Source organism: Enterobacter sp. D2 (genome assembly GCF_034427575.1).
GTDB classification, from domain to species: Bacteria; Pseudomonadota; Gammaproteobacteria; order Enterobacterales; family Enterobacteriaceae; genus Enterobacter; species Enterobacter cloacae_M.
The window spans coordinates 62,195-81,996 of the sequence record NZ_JAXQPP010000009.1 but is presented as its reverse complement, the minus strand read 5'-3'; the positions used below and the strand labels follow the sequence as shown (position 1 = coordinate 81,996).

The 19,802-nt window shown below is 55.7% G+C and carries 19 protein-coding genes; 4 read left to right on the top strand and 15 right to left on the bottom strand.

Features of this window, described 5'->3' with window-relative positions; all coding sequences use genetic code 11:
• Nucleotides 1-256 precede the first annotated feature (256 nt).
• From hemG to pepQ, 4 genes are read right to left on the bottom strand one after another with little or no spacing between them, the layout of a single operon-like run.
• Nucleotides 257-802, bottom strand: a complete 546-nt coding sequence (hemG, locus tag SPG90_RS21605; RefSeq protein ID WP_029739672.1) for a menaquinone-dependent protoporphyrinogen IX dehydrogenase — start codon at nucleotides 800-802, stop codon at nucleotides 257-259.
• Nucleotides 803-812: 10 nt separating this feature from the next.
• Nucleotides 813-2,264 (bottom strand): Trk system potassium transporter TrkH, encoded by a 1,452-nt coding sequence (gene trkH / locus SPG90_RS21600; RefSeq protein ID WP_023309600.1) that lies wholly within the window; start codon nucleotides 2,262-2,264, stop codon nucleotides 813-815.
• 41 nt (nucleotides 2,265-2,305) lie between these two features.
• Nucleotides 2,306-2,920: an IMPACT family protein gene (locus tag SPG90_RS21595; RefSeq protein WP_045403834.1), complete on the bottom strand. Its 615-nt coding sequence runs from the start codon at nucleotides 2,918-2,920 to the stop codon at nucleotides 2,306-2,308.
• Nucleotides 2,920-4,251 (bottom strand): Xaa-Pro dipeptidase, encoded by a 1,332-nt coding sequence (pepQ, locus tag SPG90_RS21590; RefSeq protein WP_047174395.1) that lies wholly within the window; start codon nucleotides 4,249-4,251, stop codon nucleotides 2,920-2,922. The genes SPG90_RS21595 and pepQ overlap by 1 nt, the downstream gene beginning before the upstream one ends.
• A gap of 190 nt (nucleotides 4,252-4,441) precedes the next feature.
• Here pepQ and fadB point away from each other — a divergent pair, with 190 nt between their 5' ends.
• Both fadB and fadA read left to right on the top strand, forming a co-directional pair.
• Nucleotides 4,442-6,631 (top strand): fatty acid oxidation complex subunit alpha FadB, encoded by a 2,190-nt coding sequence (fadB, locus tag SPG90_RS21585; RefSeq protein ID WP_047174396.1) that lies wholly within the window; start codon nucleotides 4,442-4,444, stop codon nucleotides 6,629-6,631.
• A 9-nt stretch (nucleotides 6,632-6,640) separates the two neighbouring features.
• On the top strand, nucleotides 6,641-7,804 hold the full coding sequence (fadA, locus tag SPG90_RS21580; protein ID WP_008501515.1) for an acetyl-CoA C-acyltransferase FadA: 1,164 nt from the start codon (nucleotides 6,641-6,643) through the stop codon (nucleotides 7,802-7,804).
• Between the two features lie 125 nt (nucleotides 7,805-7,929).
• On the opposite strand, the gene fre is transcribed toward fadA, so the two are convergent.
• On the bottom strand, nucleotides 7,930-8,631 hold the full coding sequence (fre, locus tag SPG90_RS21575; RefSeq protein ID WP_008501516.1) for an NAD(P)H-flavin reductase: 702 nt from the start codon (nucleotides 8,629-8,631) through the stop codon (nucleotides 7,930-7,932).
• Nucleotides 8,632-8,673: 42 nt separating this feature from the next.
• Nucleotides 8,674-10,164, bottom strand: a complete 1,491-nt coding sequence (ubiD, locus tag SPG90_RS21570) for a 4-hydroxy-3-polyprenylbenzoate decarboxylase (RefSeq protein ID WP_161496003.1) — start codon at nucleotides 10,162-10,164, stop codon at nucleotides 8,674-8,676.
• Between the two features lie 173 nt (nucleotides 10,165-10,337).
• Between ubiD and rfaH the strand changes: the two genes are divergently transcribed.
• Nucleotides 10,338-10,829: a transcription/translation regulatory transformer protein RfaH gene (gene rfaH / locus SPG90_RS21565; protein ID WP_023309605.1), complete on the top strand. Its 492-nt coding sequence runs from the start codon at nucleotides 10,338-10,340 to the stop codon at nucleotides 10,827-10,829.
• On the opposite strand, the gene tatD is transcribed toward rfaH, so the two are convergent.
• The 9 genes from tatD to udp all read right to left on the bottom strand — a co-directional run bounded on the left by tatD (nucleotide 10,826) and on the right by udp (nucleotide 18,736).
• Nucleotides 10,826-11,608 (bottom strand): 3'-5' ssDNA/RNA exonuclease TatD, encoded by a 783-nt coding sequence (gene tatD, locus SPG90_RS21560; RefSeq protein ID WP_047743389.1) that lies wholly within the window; start codon nucleotides 11,606-11,608, stop codon nucleotides 10,826-10,828. The genes rfaH and tatD overlap by 4 nt on opposite strands.
• A gap of 41 nt (nucleotides 11,609-11,649) precedes the next feature.
• The gene (gene tatC, locus SPG90_RS21555) at nucleotides 11,650-12,420 is read right to left on the bottom strand and encodes a Sec-independent protein translocase subunit TatC (protein WP_023309607.1); all 771 of its coding nucleotides are present in this window, start codon (nucleotides 12,418-12,420) and stop codon (nucleotides 11,650-11,652) included.
• A 2-nt stretch (nucleotides 12,421-12,422) separates the two neighbouring features.
• On the bottom strand, nucleotides 12,423-12,965 hold the full coding sequence (gene tatB / locus SPG90_RS21550; RefSeq protein WP_047174397.1) for a Sec-independent protein translocase protein TatB: 543 nt from the start codon (nucleotides 12,963-12,965) through the stop codon (nucleotides 12,423-12,425).
• Nucleotides 12,966-12,968: 3 nt separating this feature from the next.
• Entirely contained in the window at nucleotides 12,969-13,223 is a 255-nt protein-coding gene (gene tatA / locus SPG90_RS21545; RefSeq protein WP_023309609.1) for a Sec-independent protein translocase subunit TatA, read from the bottom strand.
• 76 nt (nucleotides 13,224-13,299) lie between these two features.
• Nucleotides 13,300-14,940 (bottom strand): ubiquinone biosynthesis regulatory protein kinase UbiB, encoded by a 1,641-nt coding sequence (gene ubiB / locus SPG90_RS21540; protein WP_322408351.1) that lies wholly within the window; start codon nucleotides 14,938-14,940, stop codon nucleotides 13,300-13,302.
• Entirely contained in the window at nucleotides 14,937-15,542 is a 606-nt protein-coding gene (ubiJ, locus tag SPG90_RS21535) for a ubiquinone biosynthesis protein UbiJ (protein WP_126304516.1), read from the bottom strand. Before ubiJ ends, ubiB begins: the two co-directional genes overlap by 4 nt.
• Before the next feature lie 13 nt (nucleotides 15,543-15,555).
• Nucleotides 15,556-16,311, bottom strand: a complete 756-nt coding sequence (gene ubiE / locus SPG90_RS21530) for a bifunctional demethylmenaquinone methyltransferase/2-methoxy-6-polyprenyl-1,4-benzoquinol methylase UbiE (protein WP_023309612.1) — start codon at nucleotides 16,309-16,311, stop codon at nucleotides 15,556-15,558.
• A gap of 66 nt (nucleotides 16,312-16,377) precedes the next feature.
• Nucleotides 16,378-17,835 carry a DNA recombination protein RmuC gene (gene rmuC, locus SPG90_RS21525; RefSeq protein ID WP_126304514.1) on the bottom strand — a complete coding sequence of 486 codons (1,458 nt, stop codon included), beginning with the start codon at nucleotides 17,833-17,835 and terminating at the stop codon, nucleotides 16,378-16,380.
• Between the two features lie 139 nt (nucleotides 17,836-17,974).
• Complete coding sequence (udp, locus tag SPG90_RS21520; RefSeq protein ID WP_003860792.1) at nucleotides 17,975-18,736, bottom strand: uridine phosphorylase; 762 nt, start codon at nucleotides 18,734-18,736, stop codon at nucleotides 17,975-17,977.
• 255 nt (nucleotides 18,737-18,991) lie between these two features.
• Between udp and SPG90_RS21515 the strand changes: the two genes are divergently transcribed.
• Nucleotides 18,992-19,798: a dienelactone hydrolase family protein gene (locus tag SPG90_RS21515; RefSeq protein WP_115877022.1), complete on the top strand. Its 807-nt coding sequence runs from the start codon at nucleotides 18,992-18,994 to the stop codon at nucleotides 19,796-19,798.
• Nucleotides 19,799-19,802: the final 4 nt, after the last annotated feature.

Here is a 19,802-nt window from a genome sequence, read left to right as displayed (position 1 = left end):
CACTTTGAGTGCCCACACAGATTGTCTGATAAATTGTTAAAGAGCAGTGCCGCTTCGCTTTTCGCTGCGGCGCGGGGTGTGCATATTACGCTTTCCCGCTTCAGAGTCAAGCGATTAATTTCGCTTTTCTCTGCTGACCCGGCGGCGTGTGTGCCGTTGTTCCGTGTCAGTGGAGGCGCATTATAGGGAGTTATTCCGACGTGACAAGCACAAAATACAAAAAACTTTTCGTTCGCTCACTTTTCAAACTTAACGCTTATTTATGTCGCGAATCGCCCGTTAAATGTGCGATTTCTCGCGCAAAACTGGCCACCTGCGACCAGTCGGTATAAACCACTTCTTTACGCGTATCGGTTTCACCCCCGGTCATCTTCATAATCAGGCGGATCATAAAGCGGTCATACCAGCGGTAGCGAGGGTAGCGCAGCGCGCCGGCAAAGACGGCGCACAGGTCAGGCTGCCACGGCGAGCTGAGTAAAAACTTGCGCGTGTAGCTGTTGGTCTGCGGCGTACGCTTCTCGGCTTTACGTGCGACAAGATTGACCGAGTAAAAGGCACCGGGCAATTTGTTGAGCACCGCCGTGTGCTTCTTCACAAAGCGATCCAGCGCCGGATGGAAATGCCCGTAACGAATTGACGCGCCAATTACCACGCGATCGTACTCCTGCCAGGCTATCTGCTCCGCACGGTTCAGGTTCACCACATCAGAGTAAATACCCAGCTCTTTTAATTCCGACGCCAGATAAGCGGCAATCTCACGCGTTTGTCCGTCTCGCGTAGAGAAAAGAATCAATGTTTTCATCAACGGCTCCTTACTCGCGCCAGAATGTAGGGGTGAACAGCACCAGCAGCGTAAAGACCTCAAGACGACCAAACAGCATATTGGCGATGAGGATCCATTTCGCTACCGGGTTCATGCTGGCAAAGTTATCCGCCACAACGCCCAAGCCGGGCCCGAGGTTATTCAATGTTGCTACGACGGACGCAAAGGCGGAGAAATCATCCACCCCCGTCGCGATAATCGCCAGCATGCTGACGATAAAGACCAGCGCATACGCCGAGAAGAAGCCCCACACCGCTTCGAGGATACGTTCCGGCAGCGCGCGGTTCCCCAGCTTAATGCTGTAAACCGCGTTCGGGTGGACCAGGCGCTTCAGCTCACGGTTGCCCTGCTTAAACAGCAGCAGAATACGAATTACCTTCAGGCCACCGCCCGTAGAACCCGCACAGCCCCCGATAAATGCCGAGCATAACAGCAGCACCGGCAGGAACAGCGGCCAGCGCGCGATACTGTCCGTGGTAAACCCGGCGGTCGTCGCCATTGATACCACCTGGAAGAACGCCTGATTTAGCGTGGTCAGCGCGGAGTTGTAGACATCATGGAACCACAGCACCAGGGTACAGATGATTACCAGCGTAAGCTGGACGCCAATAAACATACGGAACTCCGGGTCACGCCAGTACACCTTCAGGCTGCGCCCGCTCAGTAAAGAGAAGTGCAGACCGTAGTTACAGCCTGAAATCAGCAGGAAAATGGCAATAATGGTGTTAATCGTTGGACTGTCGAAGTAGCCGACGCTGGCATCGTGGGTGGAGAACCCGCCGATAGCGATCGTCGCAAAGCTGTGTCCGATGGCGTCGAAAGCGGGCATCCCGGCAAACCATAGCGCCAGCGCGCAGGCCACCGTCAGTAATACATAGATAAGCCAGAGGGTTTTCGCCGTCTCGGCAATACGCGGGCGCATTTTGTTATCTTTCAGCGGCCCGGGCATTTCAGCGCGATAGAGCTGCATGCCGCCAACGCCCAGAATAGGGAGAATAGCCACTGCCAGGACGATGATCCCCATCCCCCCGAACCACTGCAGCATCTGACGATAAAAGAGAATGGCGTGCGGGAGTGAATCCAGCCCCACCAGCGTCGTCGCCCCGGTGGTTGTTAAACCGGAGAACGATTCAAAAAAGGCATCCGTAATGCTCAGGTTAGGCTGTTCAGAGAAGATAAAGGGCAGCGAACCGACGCTCCCCAGCACCGTCCAGAACAGGACCACAATCAAAAATCCTTCGCGAGATTTCAGTTCACCTTTCTGACGACGGTTTGGCCACCACAGCAGCGAGCCGATCGCCAGCGCGACAAAGAAGGTCTGGGTAAATGCCCGCCCCGCGCCGTCCCGGTAGATAAGCGCCACCAGTCCTGGGAGAATCATCGTCCCGGAAAAAAGTATGACCAGCAGTCCAACGATTCGGGTTATGGCACGAAAATGCATCTCTGCCGCTTCCTTTGGTATTCAAAAAAGTGAGGTGGGGATTATTCTTCAATCGGCAGCAATTGCAACGAACCACGACTAAAATCAGCCAGTTTTGCTGAAAAAGCAGCCAGCTCCGCCTGAGGAAGCGCCACGCGTAATTTCACCATTGCCTGATATTCACTGTGCGCGATGACGCCGTTAAACTGTTTGAGCAGCGTTTCAATGCCCGATAGCTGAGCGTAATCGCACAACAAAGTATATTCGGTGAGCGGCGTTTTGCGGATAGTTGTGAGCATATTCAGTGCCTGCTGAACTCCGCCGCCATAGGCTTTTACCAGCCCACCCGTGCCTAACAGGATGCCGCCGTAGTAGCGCACCACCACGGCGGTTATTTCGCCCACGCCGCAGCCCATTAGCTGGGAGAGCATGGGTTTACCGGCCGTGCCCGCCGGTTCACCGTCATCGGAAAACCCCAACTGCTGTGAATCGTCCGGCGGCCCTGCTACCCACGCCACGCAGTGGTGACGGGCGTCAGGATGCTCAGCCCGGACGGACTCGACAAACGCTTTTGCCGCCTCTACGCCGTCGGTATGCGCCAGCAGCGTAATAAAGCGGCTTTTCTTGATTTCCTCAACAAAGGTGACCGGTTCAGCCGGTATCAGCCAGCTTTCCATCAGGCCAGCTTCAGGTCTCGCGTCATATTCTCGATACCGTTTTCGTGAACCACCACGTTATCTTCAATACGAATACCGCCAAACGGCTTCAGCGCCTCAATTTTTTCCCAGTTGAAGTGCTTGCTGAACTGGCCTTCACGCCACGGCGCCAGCAGGGATTCAATAAAGTAGATCCCCGGCTCAATCGTCAGCACCATACGCGGCTCCAGAATACGGGTGCAGCGCAGGTAAGGATATTTAGACGGTGCCGCCAGGTGCGTGCCGGTATCATCCTGCATAAAGCCCGCAACGTCGTGAACCTGCAGGCCCAGCGGGTGGCCGATACCGTGCGGCATGAATGGCCCGGTCAGATCGTTCTCGACCATCGCCTCTTCGCTCATGTCTTTCACAATCTGGTGCTTACGCAGCAGTTTAGCAATGCGCTGATGGAACTGAATGTGGTAATCCACATAGCTGGTTCCCGCCTTCATGGTGCCAATAAGCGCCAGCTGTTCATCGTTCACGTCTTTAATCAGCTGCGCGAAATCGGTATCCGCATTCGCCGCCCAGGTACGGGTCAGGTCGGCCGCGTAACCGTTGTACTCGGCGCCTGCGTCAAGCAGGAAGCTGCGCATCTCCGACGGAACATGGTGATCCAGTTTGGTGTAATGAAGCACAGACGCGTGCTCGTTCAGCGCGACGATATTGCTGTACGGCACGTCGGTATCACGGTGGCCCGTCGCGGTCAGATAGGCCTGATTGATGTCGAACTCGCTCATCCCCGACTGGAACGCTTCGTGCGCGGCACGGTGGCCATTCACCGCCGTTTTTTGCGCTTCACGCATGCAGTAAAGTTCGTAGTCGGTTTTATAGGCGCGGTAATAGTGCAGGTAATCCAGCACGCCTTTCGGATTGAGTTTGTCTGCCGGAATATCCAGACCCAGCGCGCGCTCCGGAACAGGGCCAATGTAGCCGATGTTGCCTCGCGCGGCAGGCAGCTGGCTACCAATACCGTCCGCTTTCGGCAGTGCAATCACATCAATCTCTTCCGTCCAGAAAGAGGTCGGCAGCGGTTCTACGTTGTGCCAGTAATCGACCGGCAGGTAGAACCACAGTTTCGGCTTGTTCACGCCGTCTACCAGCAGCCAGCAATTTGGAACCTGAGTCACCGGCACCCAGGCTTTGAACTGCGGGTTCACCTTAAACGGATAAGCGTGGTCATCCAGAAAGGTATTCATCAGCTCGCCGGAGTGGATCAGCAGCGCATCCAGCTTGAAGCGGGCCAGTACATCGCGGGTACGTTCCTGTAGGGTAACGATATGATTTTTATAAAGCGAAGCCAGTGAGTCCATCATTCTTCCTTTCGTTTTTTTGACCTCAAGTCATCGCATCTTAGCACACCTCACTCCGGCTGCGTGATTTCCACCGACCGTGATCAATGCAGCATTTTCTTAATGAGTAATTTGCATTTTATTAACATAAATCCCACACTCCGATTCATCTGGTATGACCAGATCCAATTGCTGGATTCAGGAGACTGACATGCTCTACAAAGGCGACACCCTGTACCTCAACTGGCTGGAAGATGGCATTGCCGAACTGGTGTTCGATGCCCCCGGCTCAGTGAACAAGCTTGATACCGCGACGGTGGCCAGTCTTGGCCAGGCGCTGGATGTTCTTGAAAAACAACCTGAATTAAAAGGGCTGCTGCTGCGTTCGAACAAAGCGGCCTTTATTGTCGGTGCCGATATCACCGAGTTTCTTTCGCTGTTCCTGGTCCCGGAAGAACAGCTGAGTCAGTGGCTGCACTTTGCCAACAGCGTCTTTAATCGTCTGGAAGATCTGCCTGTCCCGACCATTTCCGCCGTTAACGGCTACGCGCTGGGCGGCGGCTGCGAATGCGTACTCGCGACCGACTACCGTCTGGCGACGCCGGACCTGCGCATCGGCCTGCCGGAAACCAAGCTGGGCATCATGCCGGGCTTTGGCGGCTCCGTGCGTATGCCGCGCATGCTGGGTGCCGACAGCGCCCTTGAGATCATTGCCGCAGGTAAAGATGTCGGCGCAGAACAGGCTCAGAAAATCGGCCTGGTCGACGGCGTCGTGAAGCCAGAGAAACTGGTTGAAGGTGCACTCGCCATTCTGCGTCAGGCCATTAACGGCGATCTCGACTGGAAAGCCAAACGCCAGCCGAAGCTGGAACCGTTAAAACTCAGCAAGATTGAAGCCACCATGAGCTTCACCATCGCCAAAGGCATGGTGATGCAGACGGCGGGTAAACACTACCCGGCACCGATCACGGCGGTGAAAACCATTGAAGCAGCTGCTCGTCTCGGACGCGATGAAGCGCTGAAGCTCGAAAATCAGAGCTTTGTCCCTCTGGCGCACACCAATGAAGCTCGCGCGCTGGTCGGTATCTTCCTCAACGATCAGTTCGTGAAGGGTAAAGCCAGGCAGCTGACCAAAAACGTTGAGACGCCAAAACATGCGGCGGTACTCGGCGCGGGCATTATGGGTGGCGGCATCGCTTACCAGTCGGCCTGGAAAGGCGTGCCGGTAGTGATGAAAGACATCAGCGAGAAATCCCTGACGCTGGGCATGACCGAAGCGTCCAAGCTTCTGAATAAACAGCTGGAGCGTGGAAAAATTGACGGGCTGAAGCTTGCAGGTGTGATCTCCACCATTCAGCCCGTGCTGGAATACAGCGGTTTCGACCGCGTGGACGTCGTCGTTGAAGCGGTTGTTGAGAACCCGAAAGTCAAAAAAGCGGTGCTGGCAGAAACGGAAGACAAAGTTCGTCCTGAGACCGTGCTGGCTTCGAACACCTCCACCATTCCAATCAGCGAACTGGCGAGCGTGCTAAAGCGTCCGGAAAACTTCTGCGGGATGCACTTCTTCAATCCGGTACACCGAATGCCGCTGGTCGAAGTGATCCGTGGGGAAAAAACCTCTGACGAAACCATCGCTAAAGTGGTGGCATGGGCAAGCAAGATGGGCAAAACGCCGATCGTTGTTAACGACTGCCCGGGCTTCTTCGTCAACCGCGTGCTGTTCCCTTACTTCGCCGGCTTCAGCCAGCTGCTGCGCGACGGTGCGGACTTCCGCAAAATCGACAAAGTGATGGAGAAACAGTTCGGCTGGCCGATGGGCCCGGCGTATCTGCTGGACGTGGTCGGCATTGATACCGCTCACCATGCTCAGGCGGTGATGGCGGCAGGCTTCCCGCAGCGTATGCAGAAAGATTATCGCGACGCCATTGACGCTCTGTTCGACGCTAACCGCTTCGGCCAGAAAAACGGCCTGGGCTTCTGGCGCTATATAGAAGACAGCAAAGGCAAACCGAAGAAAGAAGAAGATGCCGTGGTGGATGGTCTGCTGGCCGACGTTAGCCAGCCAAAACGCGACTTCACCGACGATGAGATCATCGCCCGCATGATGATTCCGATGATCAACGAAGTGGTGCGTTGCCTCGAAGAAGGCATCATCGCCAGTCCGGCGGAAGCGGATATGGCGCTGGTATACGGCCTGGGCTTCCCTCCGTTCCACGGCGGCGCGTTCCGCTGGCTGGACACGCTCGGCAGCGCCCGCTATCTCGATATGGCCCAGCAGTATCAGCACCTCGGCCCGCTGTATGAAGTACCGGAAGGGCTACGTAACAAAGCGCGCCATAACGAACCCTACTATCCAGCAGTTGAGCCAGCCCGTCCGGTTGGCGAGCTGAAAACGGCTTAAGGAGTCACAATGGAAAAGGTTGTCATTGTTGATGCGATTCGCACCCCGATGGGCCGTTCAAAAGGCGGCGCGTTCCGTAACGTGCGTGCGGAAGACCTCTCCGCGCATCTGATGCGTAGCCTACTGGCGCGTAACCCGGCGCTGGATCCGGCTGCGCTCGACGATATCTACTGGGGCTGCGTGCAGCAGACCCTGGAGCAGGGCTTCAACATCGCCCGTAACGCGTCGCTGCTGGCGGAGATCCCGCATTCGGTTCCGGCCGTCACCGTCAACCGCCTGTGCGGTTCGTCAATGCAGGCGCTGCACGACGCGGCGCGCATGATCATGACCGGCGATGCTCAGGCCTGCCTGGTGGGCGGCGTCGAGCACATGGGTCACGTGCCGATGAGCCACGGGGTCGATTTCCACCCAGGCATGAGCCGTAACGTGGCGAAAGCCGCGGGGATGATGGGCCTGACCGCCGAGATGCTCTCTCGGCTGCACGGCATTAGCCGTGAAATGCAGGATGCCTTTGCCGCGCGCTCTCACGCTCGCGCATGGGCGGCGACGCAGTCCGGCGCCTTTAAGAATGAGATCATCCCGACCGGCGGCCACGACGCTGACGGCGTACTGAAGCAGTTCAGCTACGACGAAGTCATCCGCCCGGAAACCACCGTAGAAGCGCTTTCTACCCTGCGCCCTGCGTTTGATCCGGTCACCGGTACGGTAACGGCAGGTACTTCGTCGGCACTGTCCGACGGTGCCGCCGCGATGCTGGTGATGAGCGAAAGTCGCGCCCGCGAGCTGGGCTTAACGCCTCGCGCTCGGGTACGTTCGATGGCGGTCGTGGGCTGCGATCCTTCAATCATGGGTTACGGCCCGGTTCCGGCCTCGAAGCTGGCGCTGAAAAAAGCGGGATTAACCGCCAGCGACATCGACCTGTTTGAAATGAACGAAGCGTTCGCCGCGCAGATCCTGCCGTGCATTAAAGATCTGGGGCTGATGGAGCAGATCGACGAGAAGATTAACCTCAACGGCGGCGCGATCGCCCTCGGTCACCCGCTGGGCTGCTCCGGAGCGCGTATCAGCACGACGCTTATCAACCTGATGGAACGCAAAGATGCCCAGTTTGGTCTGGCAACGATGTGTATCGGGCTGGGTCAGGGTATCGCGACGGTGTTTGAGAGAGTGTAAATCAGGAAAAGTATCTCAAAGCCAATGACGTCAGAACGAACGCAGCCAACGCAGTTATGGCGTCATTGGCGAAGAGAAAGAGTTTAGTTGCCGTTCTTCCCGCCTGTCAGGGGCGGGTTTTTTATTTAAATGAAGGCAAACGCATCGCCAAACAGGCGGTCTTCACGCGCGTCACGTTCGTTGCAGAACAGGTCGCGGGCAATTTTCGCCATCTCGAAACGGCCAGCGATATAGATATCGTGCCCTGCCAGCGTGCCGTGATCCTGCAGCACCGCCGTCAGCACCGTCCCGCTACGACCACGCCAGCCCTCTTCCGGCTGCTCAACCACCGGCTCAATGCGCAGGTTAGGATGGGTTACGCTCAGCGCTTCCAGCTCTGACAGGTCGTACAGATGTTTCTCTTCGCGGCCACCCCAGTAAATGGTGATGTCACGGTCAGGGTTACGCGCCAGGGCGGTCAGCAGAATGGAGCGCACATAAGAGAAGCCCGTACCGCCAGCGATCAGGATCAGCGGACGGTCTTCGTCATCGCGCAGCCACGCATCGCCGTGCGGAATATCCACCACGATTTCACGTTCCTTCAGGATCCGATCCATCACCGCCATCGCATACAGGTTAAGCTCTGACGCACCAATATGAAGCTCAATAAATTCCTGCTCCGCTGGCGTTGAGGCCATAGAGAAAGGACGCTTATCACGCTCATCCATCACGACCATCAGGTACTGACCCGCGCGGAAAGAGAATGGCGCTTCAGGCACTAAACGGACGCGATATACGGTGTCGGTGATGGCATCTACCGAGGTCACTTTACAGCTTAAGGTTGTCATTCGCTCTCTCTGTCGGGAAGTCTATAGGGCTTAACGGTTAGCTCAGGGTTTACCGTTATTCATTATGGCCAGCTCGTCCCAGATCGCGTCAATTCGCGCGGTCACGGCAGGATCTTTTTTGATCGGGCGACCCCATTCACGGTCGGTTTCGCCAGGCCATTTATTTGTGGCATCCAGTCCCATCTTTGAGCCAAGACCGGAAACCGGCGAGGCAAAATCCAGGTAATCTATCGGCGTGTTTTCGACTAACACCGTATCGCGCGCCGGGTCCATTCGCGTGGTAATGGCCCAGATTACGTCATTCCAGTCGCGGGCGTTAACGTCATCATCGCAGACAATAACAAATTTGGTATACATAAACTGGCGCAGGAAAGACCATACGCCCATCATCACGCGTTTAGCGTGACCAGGATACTGCTTCTTCATCGTGACCACCGCCATGCGATACGAGCATCCTTCAGGCGGCAGATAAAAATCAACAATTTCCGGGAACTGCTTTTGCAGGATCGGCACAAACACTTCATTTAGCGCCACGCCCAGCACCGCCGGTTCGTCCGGTGGACGTCCGGTATACGTAGAGTGATAAATCGCATCTTCACGCTGCGTAATGTGCGTCACGGTGAACACTGGGAAGTTATCCACTTCGTTGTAATAGCCGGTGTGGTCGCCGTAGGGGCCTTCTGGCGCCATTTCACCCTGCTCGAGGTAACCTTCCAGCACAATTTCAGCACTGGCCGGAACTTCGAGATCGTTAGAGATACACTTCACGACTTCGGTTTTCGTTCCGCGCAGCAGGCCTGCAAACGCATATTCAGAGAGCGTATCCGGCACGGGCGTGACGGCTCCCAGAATGGTGGCCGGATCGGCGCCTAAGGCGACAGACACCGGGAAACGCTCCCCCGGATGCGCAGCGCACCACTCCTGGAAATCCAGCGCGCCGCCGCGATGCGACAGCCAGCGCATAATGAGTTTATTCTTGCCAATCAACTGCTGGCGGTAAATACCGAGGTTTTGCCGCTCTTTGTGCGGGCCGCGCGTAACGGTCAGCCCCCAGGTGATCAGCGGAGCGGCATCTTCAGGCCAGCACTGCATAATAGGGATTTTGGTCAGATCAACCGCATCGCCTTCCAGCACTTTCTGCTGGCACGGCGCGCCGCGCAGGCGCTTGGTGGGCATGTTCAGCACCTGCTTAAACTGCGGCAGCTTGTCGAACAGATCGCGGAAGCCCTTCGGAGGCTCCGGCTCTTTCAGAAACGCCAGCAGTTTACCGACTTCACGCAGCGCAGAGACGTCTTCCTGCCCCATTCCCAGTGCAACACGACGCGGTGTACCAAACAGGTTGCACAGCACCGGCATGGAGTAACCTTTCGGATTTTCAAACAGTAATGCGGGGCCACCGGCACGCAGGGTGCGGTCAGCAATTTCTGTCATTTCCAGATAAGGATCGACAGGAAGTGTAATACGTTTGAGTTCACCCTGCTTTTCCAGCAGCGTCAGGAAGTCGCGGAGATCGTGGTATTTCATGCAGTTAATCATGGCCTCTCTGTAAGCGCTTCATTATACGGCGTAAGCCTGCTTGATGCTGTAATTTTGTTAAATAAGCGTGAACTTATGCGTTCTGTTCCATTTTCCCCCATTATAATCAACTTAGCGATCCCGCCAGGGTTTTGATATGCTTGCGCCCCGAACTAAGGGAAAGAGTGATTATGCAGGCCTGGTATTTACTGTATTGCAAACGCGGGCAACTTCAGCGCGCGCAGGAACATCTTGAACGTCAGTCTGTAAATTGCCTGACACCCGTGATCACGCTTGAAAAAATGCAGCGCGGGAAGCGCACAACCGTCAGTGAGCCGTTGTTCCCGAACTACTTGTTTGTGGAGTTCGACCCGGAAGTCATTCATACCACCACCATCAGCGCAACGCGCGGCGTCAGCCACTTCGTTCGTTTTGGTGCCCACCCGGCAACGGTTCCGTCGACGGTCATTCATCAGCTGTCGATTTATCAACAGCCTGAGGGGATCACCGACCCCGAAACCCCTTACACGGGCGATAGCGTCGTGATTACCGAAGGCGCTTTCGAAGGCCTGCAGGCGATTTTTGCCGAGCCGGACGGGGAAGCGCGCTCTATGCTGTTGCTCAATCTGCTGAACAAGCAGGTGCTGCAGAGCGTTAAAAACACCGACTTCCGCAAGCTTTAAACGTTTATTCCGAACAGATTACGCACGTTGTCATCCGTCTGCGCCGAAAGCCAGTGCGGATCCTCTCCGCGCCACTTCGCGACGCTCTCAACAATGTGCCCCAGATACGCGGGCTCATTCCGCCGCGATGCAGGTTTGGATTTCATATCGCGCGGTAGCAGATAAGGCGCATCGGTTTCGAGGAGCAGCCGGTCAGCCGGGATTACTGGCAACAGCTCACGAAGTTCAAGCCCGCGGCGCTCATCGCAAACCCAGCCGGTAATACCCAGATAAAGCCCTCGCTTCAGGCAATCCAGCGCTTCCTGCCGTGAACCGGTGAAGCAGTGCAGCACCGCGCCGGGCAGTTTCTCCAGCCACGGATCCAGAAGTGCCAGGAAACGCTCATGCGCGTCGCGGCAGTGCATAAACACGGGCATTTCAAGCTCTGCTGCGAGCGCAAGCTGGGCAGTAAACGCCTTTTCCTGCTCTTCAGGCGTGGAAAAATTACGGTTGAAATCGAGACCGCATTCGCCGATCGCCACAACCTCTGGCGTCTTCGCCAGCCTGTAGAGGGTGTCGCCACTTTCCGCTGTCCACTGGCTGCTGTCGTGAGGATGCACGCCAGCGGTAGACCAACAGCGATCGTAGCCTCGAGCCAGCTGCTGCGCCTGCTCGCTCTCATGCAGGTTGGTGCCCGTCAGCAGCAGTCCTTTCACCCCGGCGGCAAACGCGCGCGCAACCACCTCATCACGATCTTTCGCAAACTGCGAGCTGGTCAGGTTGAATCCGATATCAAACATGGAAATCCCTATATAACAACCGCCCTGACGGGCGGCTGATTTTACTCTTCAGTGGTCTTGTCGGACGTATCGTCTTCGTCATCCGCTCGACGCCCTTTACCCACGTAGAACCGTGAGAAGAAGACGCCGACCTCAAACAGGCAGTACATCGGTATGGCCAGCAGCGTCTGCGAGAAAACATCCGGCGGTGTCAGCAGCATGCCGACCACGAAGGCGCCCACCAGAATATATGGACGCTTCTTACGCAGGTCATCCGGGGTCGTTACTCCTACCCAGCAGAGCAGCACAATGGCCACCGGCACTTCGAATGCCACGCCAAACGCCATAAACAGCGCCATCACAAAGCTGAGGTAGCTGGCGATATCCGTCGACACCTGGACCCCTTCCGGCGCGGTATGCGTCAGGAAGCCGAAGGCCAGCGGAAAGACGACGAAATAGGCAAACGCCATGCCGATATAAAACAGCAGCGAGCTGGACACCAGCAGCGGGATCACCAGCTTACGTTCATGCTTATACAGCGCTGGCGCCACAAACGCCCACACCTGGTAAAGAATGACCGGTGCAGAGGCAATCAACGACACCCAAAAGGTCAGCTTGATGGGGGTAAAGAACGGAGAAGCAACGTCTGTTGCAATCATCGTTGCACCCAGCGGCATCTGCTTGATCAGCGGCGCAGAGACCACCTGATAGATATCGTTGGCAAAATAGACCAGGCACAGGAATATGAGTAAAACCGCAATAATGCAGTTTAACAGGCGCTTACGCAGCTCAATGAGGTGCGTAATCAGCGGTTGAGTATCATCTACTGCCATGTTTACGCTTTATCACTCGACGAGGGGGATGAATCGGAAACGGACGCAGCGGGCTTCACTTCCGCCGCTTTTGCTACCGGCTCTTCCGGCTGCGCCTGTTTTTTCAGTTCGGTTTCCTGAGGCGTCTGTTCTGGCGCGGCAGCCTGATGTTCAGCACTCGCAGGCGTTACGCCCTCGCGCTGCTCCTCGCTGCCCTTAACCACCCGGTTATGGATGGTGTTCGCCTCATCGCTCGCTTTTTCAGGATCGTTAACGCTATAGGAGCGTTTCATCGATTCCGCCGCTTCGCGCAGCTCATCCATTGACGCTTTCAGTTCCGGCGTCAGGTTATCCATGCTCGCCTTCTCGACCTTTTTCAGGCTTTCCTGAAATTCCTGCAGCTTAAGCTCCTGCGCCAGCTCATTCTGAACGGTCGATGCCAGCGATCTCAGCGCACGAACCCAGCCCGCAACGGTTTTCACTGCCACCGGCAGACGCTGCGGCCCCAGCACAATCAGGCCAATCACAAAGACCAGCAGGAGCTCACTAAAACCAATGTCGAACACGACTTACACCTGCTCTTTATCGTGGCGTTTAGCGTCTTCCTTTTTGGCTTCTTCTTGCTTGTCGGCGATGGATTTAGCAGTAAAGTCAGCGTCCTGGCTGGTTTTATCCTGCTTGCTCTCATCATCGCTCATCGCTTTCTTGAAGCCTTTGATAGACGCGCCCAGATCGGAACCAATAGAACCGAGCTTTTTGGTGCCAAACAGCAGCACGACGATGACGGCAATAATGACTAATTGCCAGATACTGATACCACCCATACATGTTCCTCAGGGATAGATGATTAATGAGTCAGGTCGCATTATACGTGTGCGACCCGTCGATAGCGACGCACGCTCAGCGCGTTTTTCGCCAGCCGGCTAGCCAGACTACCACCCCGCCAGCCATCAGCCAGGCGGACATCATCTGCCAGTCCGGACGGTTGATCAGCAGCAGCGTACCGCTCAGCAGCAGCGTTGCGCCAATCCCAAAGAGATAGCGTGACTGCCCCTGGCGAACGCGGCTGGACTGAAGCTCGCGGGCGATTTTATCCATGCTGTGCTGAAGGTTCTTGCTCTGACGCAAACTGTCATAAACCAGTTCAGGAATTTCAGGCATTTTTTCTATCCAGAACGGGCCTTTCTCTTTCAGCGAGCGCACCAGCGCCGGAATGCCAACCTGATCCTTAATCCAGGATTCAAGGAAAGGTTTCGCGGTCTTCCACAAGTCTAACTGAGGATAGAGCTGTCGGCCTACACCCTCAACGTAAAGTAATGTTTTCTGAAGTAAAACTAGCTGTGGCTGAACTTCCATATTAAAACGGCGAGCCGTGTTGAACAGGTTCAACAGCACGTGCCCGAAGGAGATTTCCGCCAGCGGTTTTTCAAAAATCGGTTCACAAACGGTCCGGATCGCGAACTCAAACTCTTCGACGTTGGTATCCGGCGGCACCCAGCCGGAATCGACGTGCAGCTCGGCCACCTTACGGTAGTCGCGGTTGAAGAACGCGATGAAGTTCTCAGCCAGATACCGTTTATCTTCTTTGTTCAGCGACCCCACAATCCCGCAGTCGATACCGATATACTTCGGATCCTCAGGATGCTCGTAGCTTACGAAGATATTGCCCGGATGCATGTCCGCATGGAAAAAGCTGTCGCGGAACACCTGGGTAAAGAAGACCTGTACGCCACGTTCGGCCAGGAGCTTCATGTTTGTTCCCTGTTTCTCCAGGGCCACCACATCCGAAACCGGAATACCGTAGATACGCTCCATCACCATCATATTCTGGCTGCAGTAGTCAGAATAGACTTCAGGTACATAGAGCATCGGGCTGTTTTCAAAGTTGCGACGCAGCTGAATGGCGTTTGCCGATTCGCGCAGCAGGTTAAGCTCATCAATCAGCGTTTTTTCATATTCCCGCACCACTTCCAGTGGACGAAGGCGGCGCCCGTCCGGCAGCAAGCGTGGCACCCAGCGCGCCAGACGATAAATCAGCTTCATGTCCGCTTTGATGACTGGCAGGATGTCCGGACGAATAACTTTGATAACGACTTCTTTGCCGTTTTCTTTCAAACGCGCGGTGTGCACCTGCGCGATAGAGGCCGACGCCAGCGGCTGAATATCGAAATCGTCAAACCAGGTTTCGACGGGTACATTTCCCATCGCCTCTTCAATTTGCTTTTTCGCGCGCGCGCCGTCAAAGGGTGCGACGCGGTCCTGAAGCATTGCGAGCTCATCGGCAATGAGAGGCGGGAAGAGGTCGCGGCGGGTCGAGAGCATCTGCCCGAATTTAATCCATACCGGACCGAGTTCCTGCAGCGCCAGGCGCAGACGCTCACCCAGCGGTTGACCTTTGTGGCGATTGGGCATCCAGAACAGCATCCGCCGCCAGATGCGAAGCGGCAGCGTGATGCGCATTTTGGGAATAAGCTCGTCGAGCCCGTAGCTCAAAAAGGTGCGAGTAATAAAATAGAGGCGCCGAATTTCACCAGGCGTCATTTGCCCTCCAGTTTTTCCAGCCGTTTGGTAAACGCATCAACCGCGCGTTCAACAGCAGCGGTTTCTTCCGCAAACCATGCAACTTCCAGTGGCCCGGGCGCCATTCGCCACTCCTCAGTCATCACTTCCGCCACATAGCGTTGTTGGCGCTGGAGGCTTTTACGCGCAAAGGAGGCGCCACCATGAAGGGCTTTCCCGATGCCTTCGGCAGCAATGTCGCCGATAAAAGGCGCGAGCAGCTCTGCCGGATCGAACTCCGCCAGATCGGTGAGGGCAACGAAGTTTTGCACGACCTGAATGTCGCCTTCCACCTCCAGCTCACCGCTGCGGATAAGCGCCGTTAATTGCTGGCGATCGCGCAGTTTTGGCAGCACGCTCATGTGCGTGATGACCGAGCAGTCAGCTTCACCTTCCCACGCCCCCAGAACGTCAAGCTGGCGTTCGCTGAATACCAGCACAAGCGGCGTCGAGAACTCTTTTAAAACAATACGTAATATCTTCCCGTTTAGCCGCTGACGCGCTGCTTTCAGCGCCGGAGCACGATAGAGAAAGGCATTCAGTACGTTTTCGATACCTGCGGTGACTAAGGGCTTAAAGGGCACGGGACACCTCCACTCAGAACTTGTAACCGCGATGCAGCGCGACGACACCCGCCGTCAGGTTGAAATATTCAACGTTCTCAAATTCTGCATCCTGCATCATGGCTTTTAATGTGTCCTGATCCGGGTGCATACGGATAGATTCCGCCAGATAGCGGTAGCTTTCAGCGTCGTTAGCCACCAGCTCACCGATGCGCGGCAGCACGTGGAAGGAATAGGCGTCGTAGGCTTTGCTCAGCGGCTCAATAATCGGTTTGGAGAACTCGAGCACCAGCAGACGTCCACCCGGCTTCAGCACGCGGTACATGGAGCGCAGCGCTTTTTCTTTATCGGTCACGTTACGCAGACCGAAGGAAATAGTGATACAGTCAAAGGTATTGTCCGGGAACGGCAGCGCTTCGGCGTTTGCCTGCACATATTCCACATTCCCCACCACGCCGATATTACGCAGCTTTTCGCGTCCCATTTTCAGCATGGAGTCATTAATATCGGCGAGAACAACGCGACCGGTTTCACCCACCAGACGAGAGAATTTCGCGGTTAAATCGCCCGTACCGCCAGCTAAATCCAGCACCGTTTGTCCGCGACGCACGCCGCTACAGTCAATGGTGAAGCGCTTCCACAAGCGATGAATGCCGAACGACATCAGGTCATTCATCACATCGTACTTCGCCGCCACGGAATGAAATACGTGGGCCACCATGTCAGCTTTCTGCGCTTTGGCGACAGTCTGAAAGCCAAAGTGCGTTGTGTCTTGTGAATCGTCAGCCATCTTAGAGCCTGCTTATCAGTAAAATGTTCGTGAAGTGTATCAGATTGGGCGCGTTTGCCCTACGTTTCAACCACCGCGAAAAAAACGCGCTGGAATCTCGTCTGGTGATGAATCCGCCGCTAACGTGTTGTCTTCAATGTTTGTTTTTTGTTCGCTCGCCCCTTCTCGCAGGCGAAACTCGTCGTCCTGGGCGGTGGCCTGCTCGACCAATTCCGGATTAATCTCGCGTTTAACTTCTACCCCCAGGCTGCGGAATGATTCAGCCTGCGCCAGCAGATTGCCACGTCCGGAGGCGAGTTTTTTCATCGCCTGGCGATAGTTATCCTGCGCACGATCCAGGCTTTGCCCGACTGAAGACATGTCGTCCACAAAGAGGCGCATTTTGTCGTACAGCTTGCTGGCACGATCGGCAATCTGCTGCGCGTTGCGACTCTGGTGCTCATAGCGCCACAGGTTCGCAATGGTGCGTAACGCCACCAGCAGCGTGGTGGGGCTGACCAACATAATATTATTTTTGAGCGCTTCGGTTATAAGCTCAGGCTGTCTGTCGAGTGCCAGCAGAAATGCGGGCTCTACCGGAATAAACATCAGGACATAGTCCAGCGAGCGCAGACCCGGCAGCTGCTGGTAGTCTTTTCTGCCGAGCAGGCGAATGTGATTACGCACCGAGGCAATGTGCTCCTGAAGCGCCGATTCGCGGGTGTAGTCATCCTCCGCGTTGAAGTAACGCTCATACGCTACCAGCGTCATCTTGGCGTCAATCACCACATCTTTGCCCTGCGGCAGCCGCACGATCACATCCGGCTGCATGCGCGAGCGGGCATCGTTTTCGATACTCACCTGCGTTTCGTATTCGTACCCTTCCCGAAGGCCTGAAGCTTCCAGGACGCGGGTCAGCACCACTTCTCCCCAGTTGCCCTGGGTTTTGTTATCCCCTTTCAGCGCACGGGTGAGGTTGACCGCCTCCTGCGCCATCTGGGCATTCAGCTGCTGGAGATTGCGAATTTCATGCGCCAGGGTATGCCGCTCGCGGGCTTCCTGACCAAAGCTGTCCTGTACCTGACGGCGGAAGCCGTCCAGCTGTTCACGCAGGGGCGTCAGCAGACTGTTCAGGCTCTGGCGGTTTTGTTCGTCAACGCGGCGGTTGCTGTGCTCAAAAATGCGGTTCGCGAGATTCTCAAACTGTTCGCTGAGACGCTGCTCGCTGTTGATCATCTGGCGGATTTTGTCTTCCGCATGCAGTTGGGTGGATTCAAGGCGTGTGGTCACTTCGCGGAGATCGGCCTCCAGTGACGTGTTGATATCACGCAGGTTGCGCAGCTCGTTGTTGAGCAACTCACACTCATCGCGCCAGTGTTCGCTCAGCGCAAGCTGCTGTTTTATAGCGCTTAAATCTGCGACCATCTCTTCTCGCTCAGCCAGCTGGTCGGCCTTCTGCTGCGCATGCTGGTAGCTGGAAATCAGCCAGCCAATCCCTAAGCTCACCAACGCAATCACCGCGTAAATCAGGATTGAGATATCCACAATGCCCCCTGCATCAACGTATTACCCGCACAAAATAGAATTGTGCTGTATAAACGTCCAGTTTGAAAGGGTTTTCCTGCGAGGCGCTACGCAAAAAATAAAGGCCGAACGTGTCGGCCTTTGATTTAAGAAGAGAGGACTAGATCAGGCGACGCGCTGCTTCCACCACGATTTTCACTGCATGACTTTCGGTCTGCTTCATGGTTTCGGCGTTCGGGATCTCCTGCTGGGTACGGTTGACGATAACGCCCGCCACCATACCGGCACGCAGACCCTGGCTTGCACACATGGTCAGCAGCGTTGCGGATTCCATTTCGTAGTTCATCACACCCATGGACTGCCACTCTTCCATTGAGCCTTTGAAACGGCTAACCACGCGGCCTGAGAAGGTATCGTAACGCTCCTGGCCCGGGTAGAAGGTGTCGGAAGACGCGGTTACGCCCACGTGAGTGGTTGCGCCTACGGATTTCGCAGCTTCAACCAGTGCGGTGGTACATTCGAAATCAGCCACTGCCGGGAATTCCATTGGTGCAAAATGCAGGCTTGCGCCGTCCAAACGGACGGACGCGGTCGTGACCAGAACGTCGCCGACGTTGATATGCGGCTGAATAGCGCCGGTCGTACCGATACGCAGGAAAGTGCGGATGCCCAGCTGCGCCAGCTCTTCAACAGCAATAGACGTAGACGGACCACCGATACCGGTAGAGCACACGATCACCGCTTTGCCATCCAGCTCTGCGCGCCAGGTGGTGAACTCACGATGGGCAGCCAGCTTGACCGGCTTATCCATCAGCGCGGCGATCTTTTCCACACGCTCCGGATCGCCAGGGACGATGGCGAGCGTAGCCCCTTGTAAATCGTTTTTAGTGAGGCCGAGATGAAAAACATCAGACTTAGACATAGGTGACTCCTCTGTGGGTCGGTTAGTCAGAAGAAGTAAAACGGTACTTTACAGAAGCAGTAAGCATATTTTCGTGACGAACCTCACCATGAATAAAAATGGTTACATTGAATTTCCATAAAAAAGTGATTTACATCACATTAACAAGTTATATCGCCAGGTGCTGCACAAAAGATAGACCGTTTAAGGCACTGTGAGTTGTTAACCTGGTGTCTATATTTACCTTTGCGCTAACTCATTGGTACGGAGAATGCCATGACTGAAAAAACCGGTTTTGCACCTGCTGCGGCCCCACATGCTTCAACCATCGTGTCGACTCCAGAAGCGGCAATTACCGCGGGCGAGACCTCTATTCCCTCGCAGGGGGAGAATATGCCTGCTTATCACGCCCGACCAAAATCGGCAGAGGGTCCGCTACCCATCGTGATTGTGATTCAGGAGATATTTGGTGTTCACGAACACATTCGCGACCTCTGCCGCCGGCTGGCGCTGGAAGGGTATCTGGCCGTTGCGCCAGAGCTCTACTTCCGTCAGGGCGATCCGAACGACTACAGTGATATTCCAACATTGCTCAGCAACCTGGTCAGCAAAGTCCCGGACGCGCAGGTGCTGGCCGATCTCGATCATGTCGCCAGCTGGGCGGCGCGCAATGGCGGCGATCCGCATCGTCTGCTGGTCACCGGTTTCTGCTGGGGCGGTCGCATTAGCTGGCTGTATGCCGCGCATAACCCGCAGCTCAAAGCTGCTGTCGCCTGGTACGGCAAACTGGTGGGTGAAAAAACGCTGAATTCGCCTAAACATCCCGTCGATATCGCCACCGAGTTAAATGCCCCCGTGTTAGGGCTTTATGGCGGTCAGGATACCGGTATTTCGCTGGATTCGGTAGAAACCATGCGCCATGCGCTGCGTGCGGCCAATGCGAAGGCGGAGATTGTGGTGTACCCGGATGCCGGGCATGCGTTTAACGCCGATTATCGTCCGAGCTATCACGCGGAATCAGCCAAAGATGGCTGGCAGAGAATGCTGGCGTGGTTTAGCCAGTACGGCGGTAAGAAAGCGTAATAAC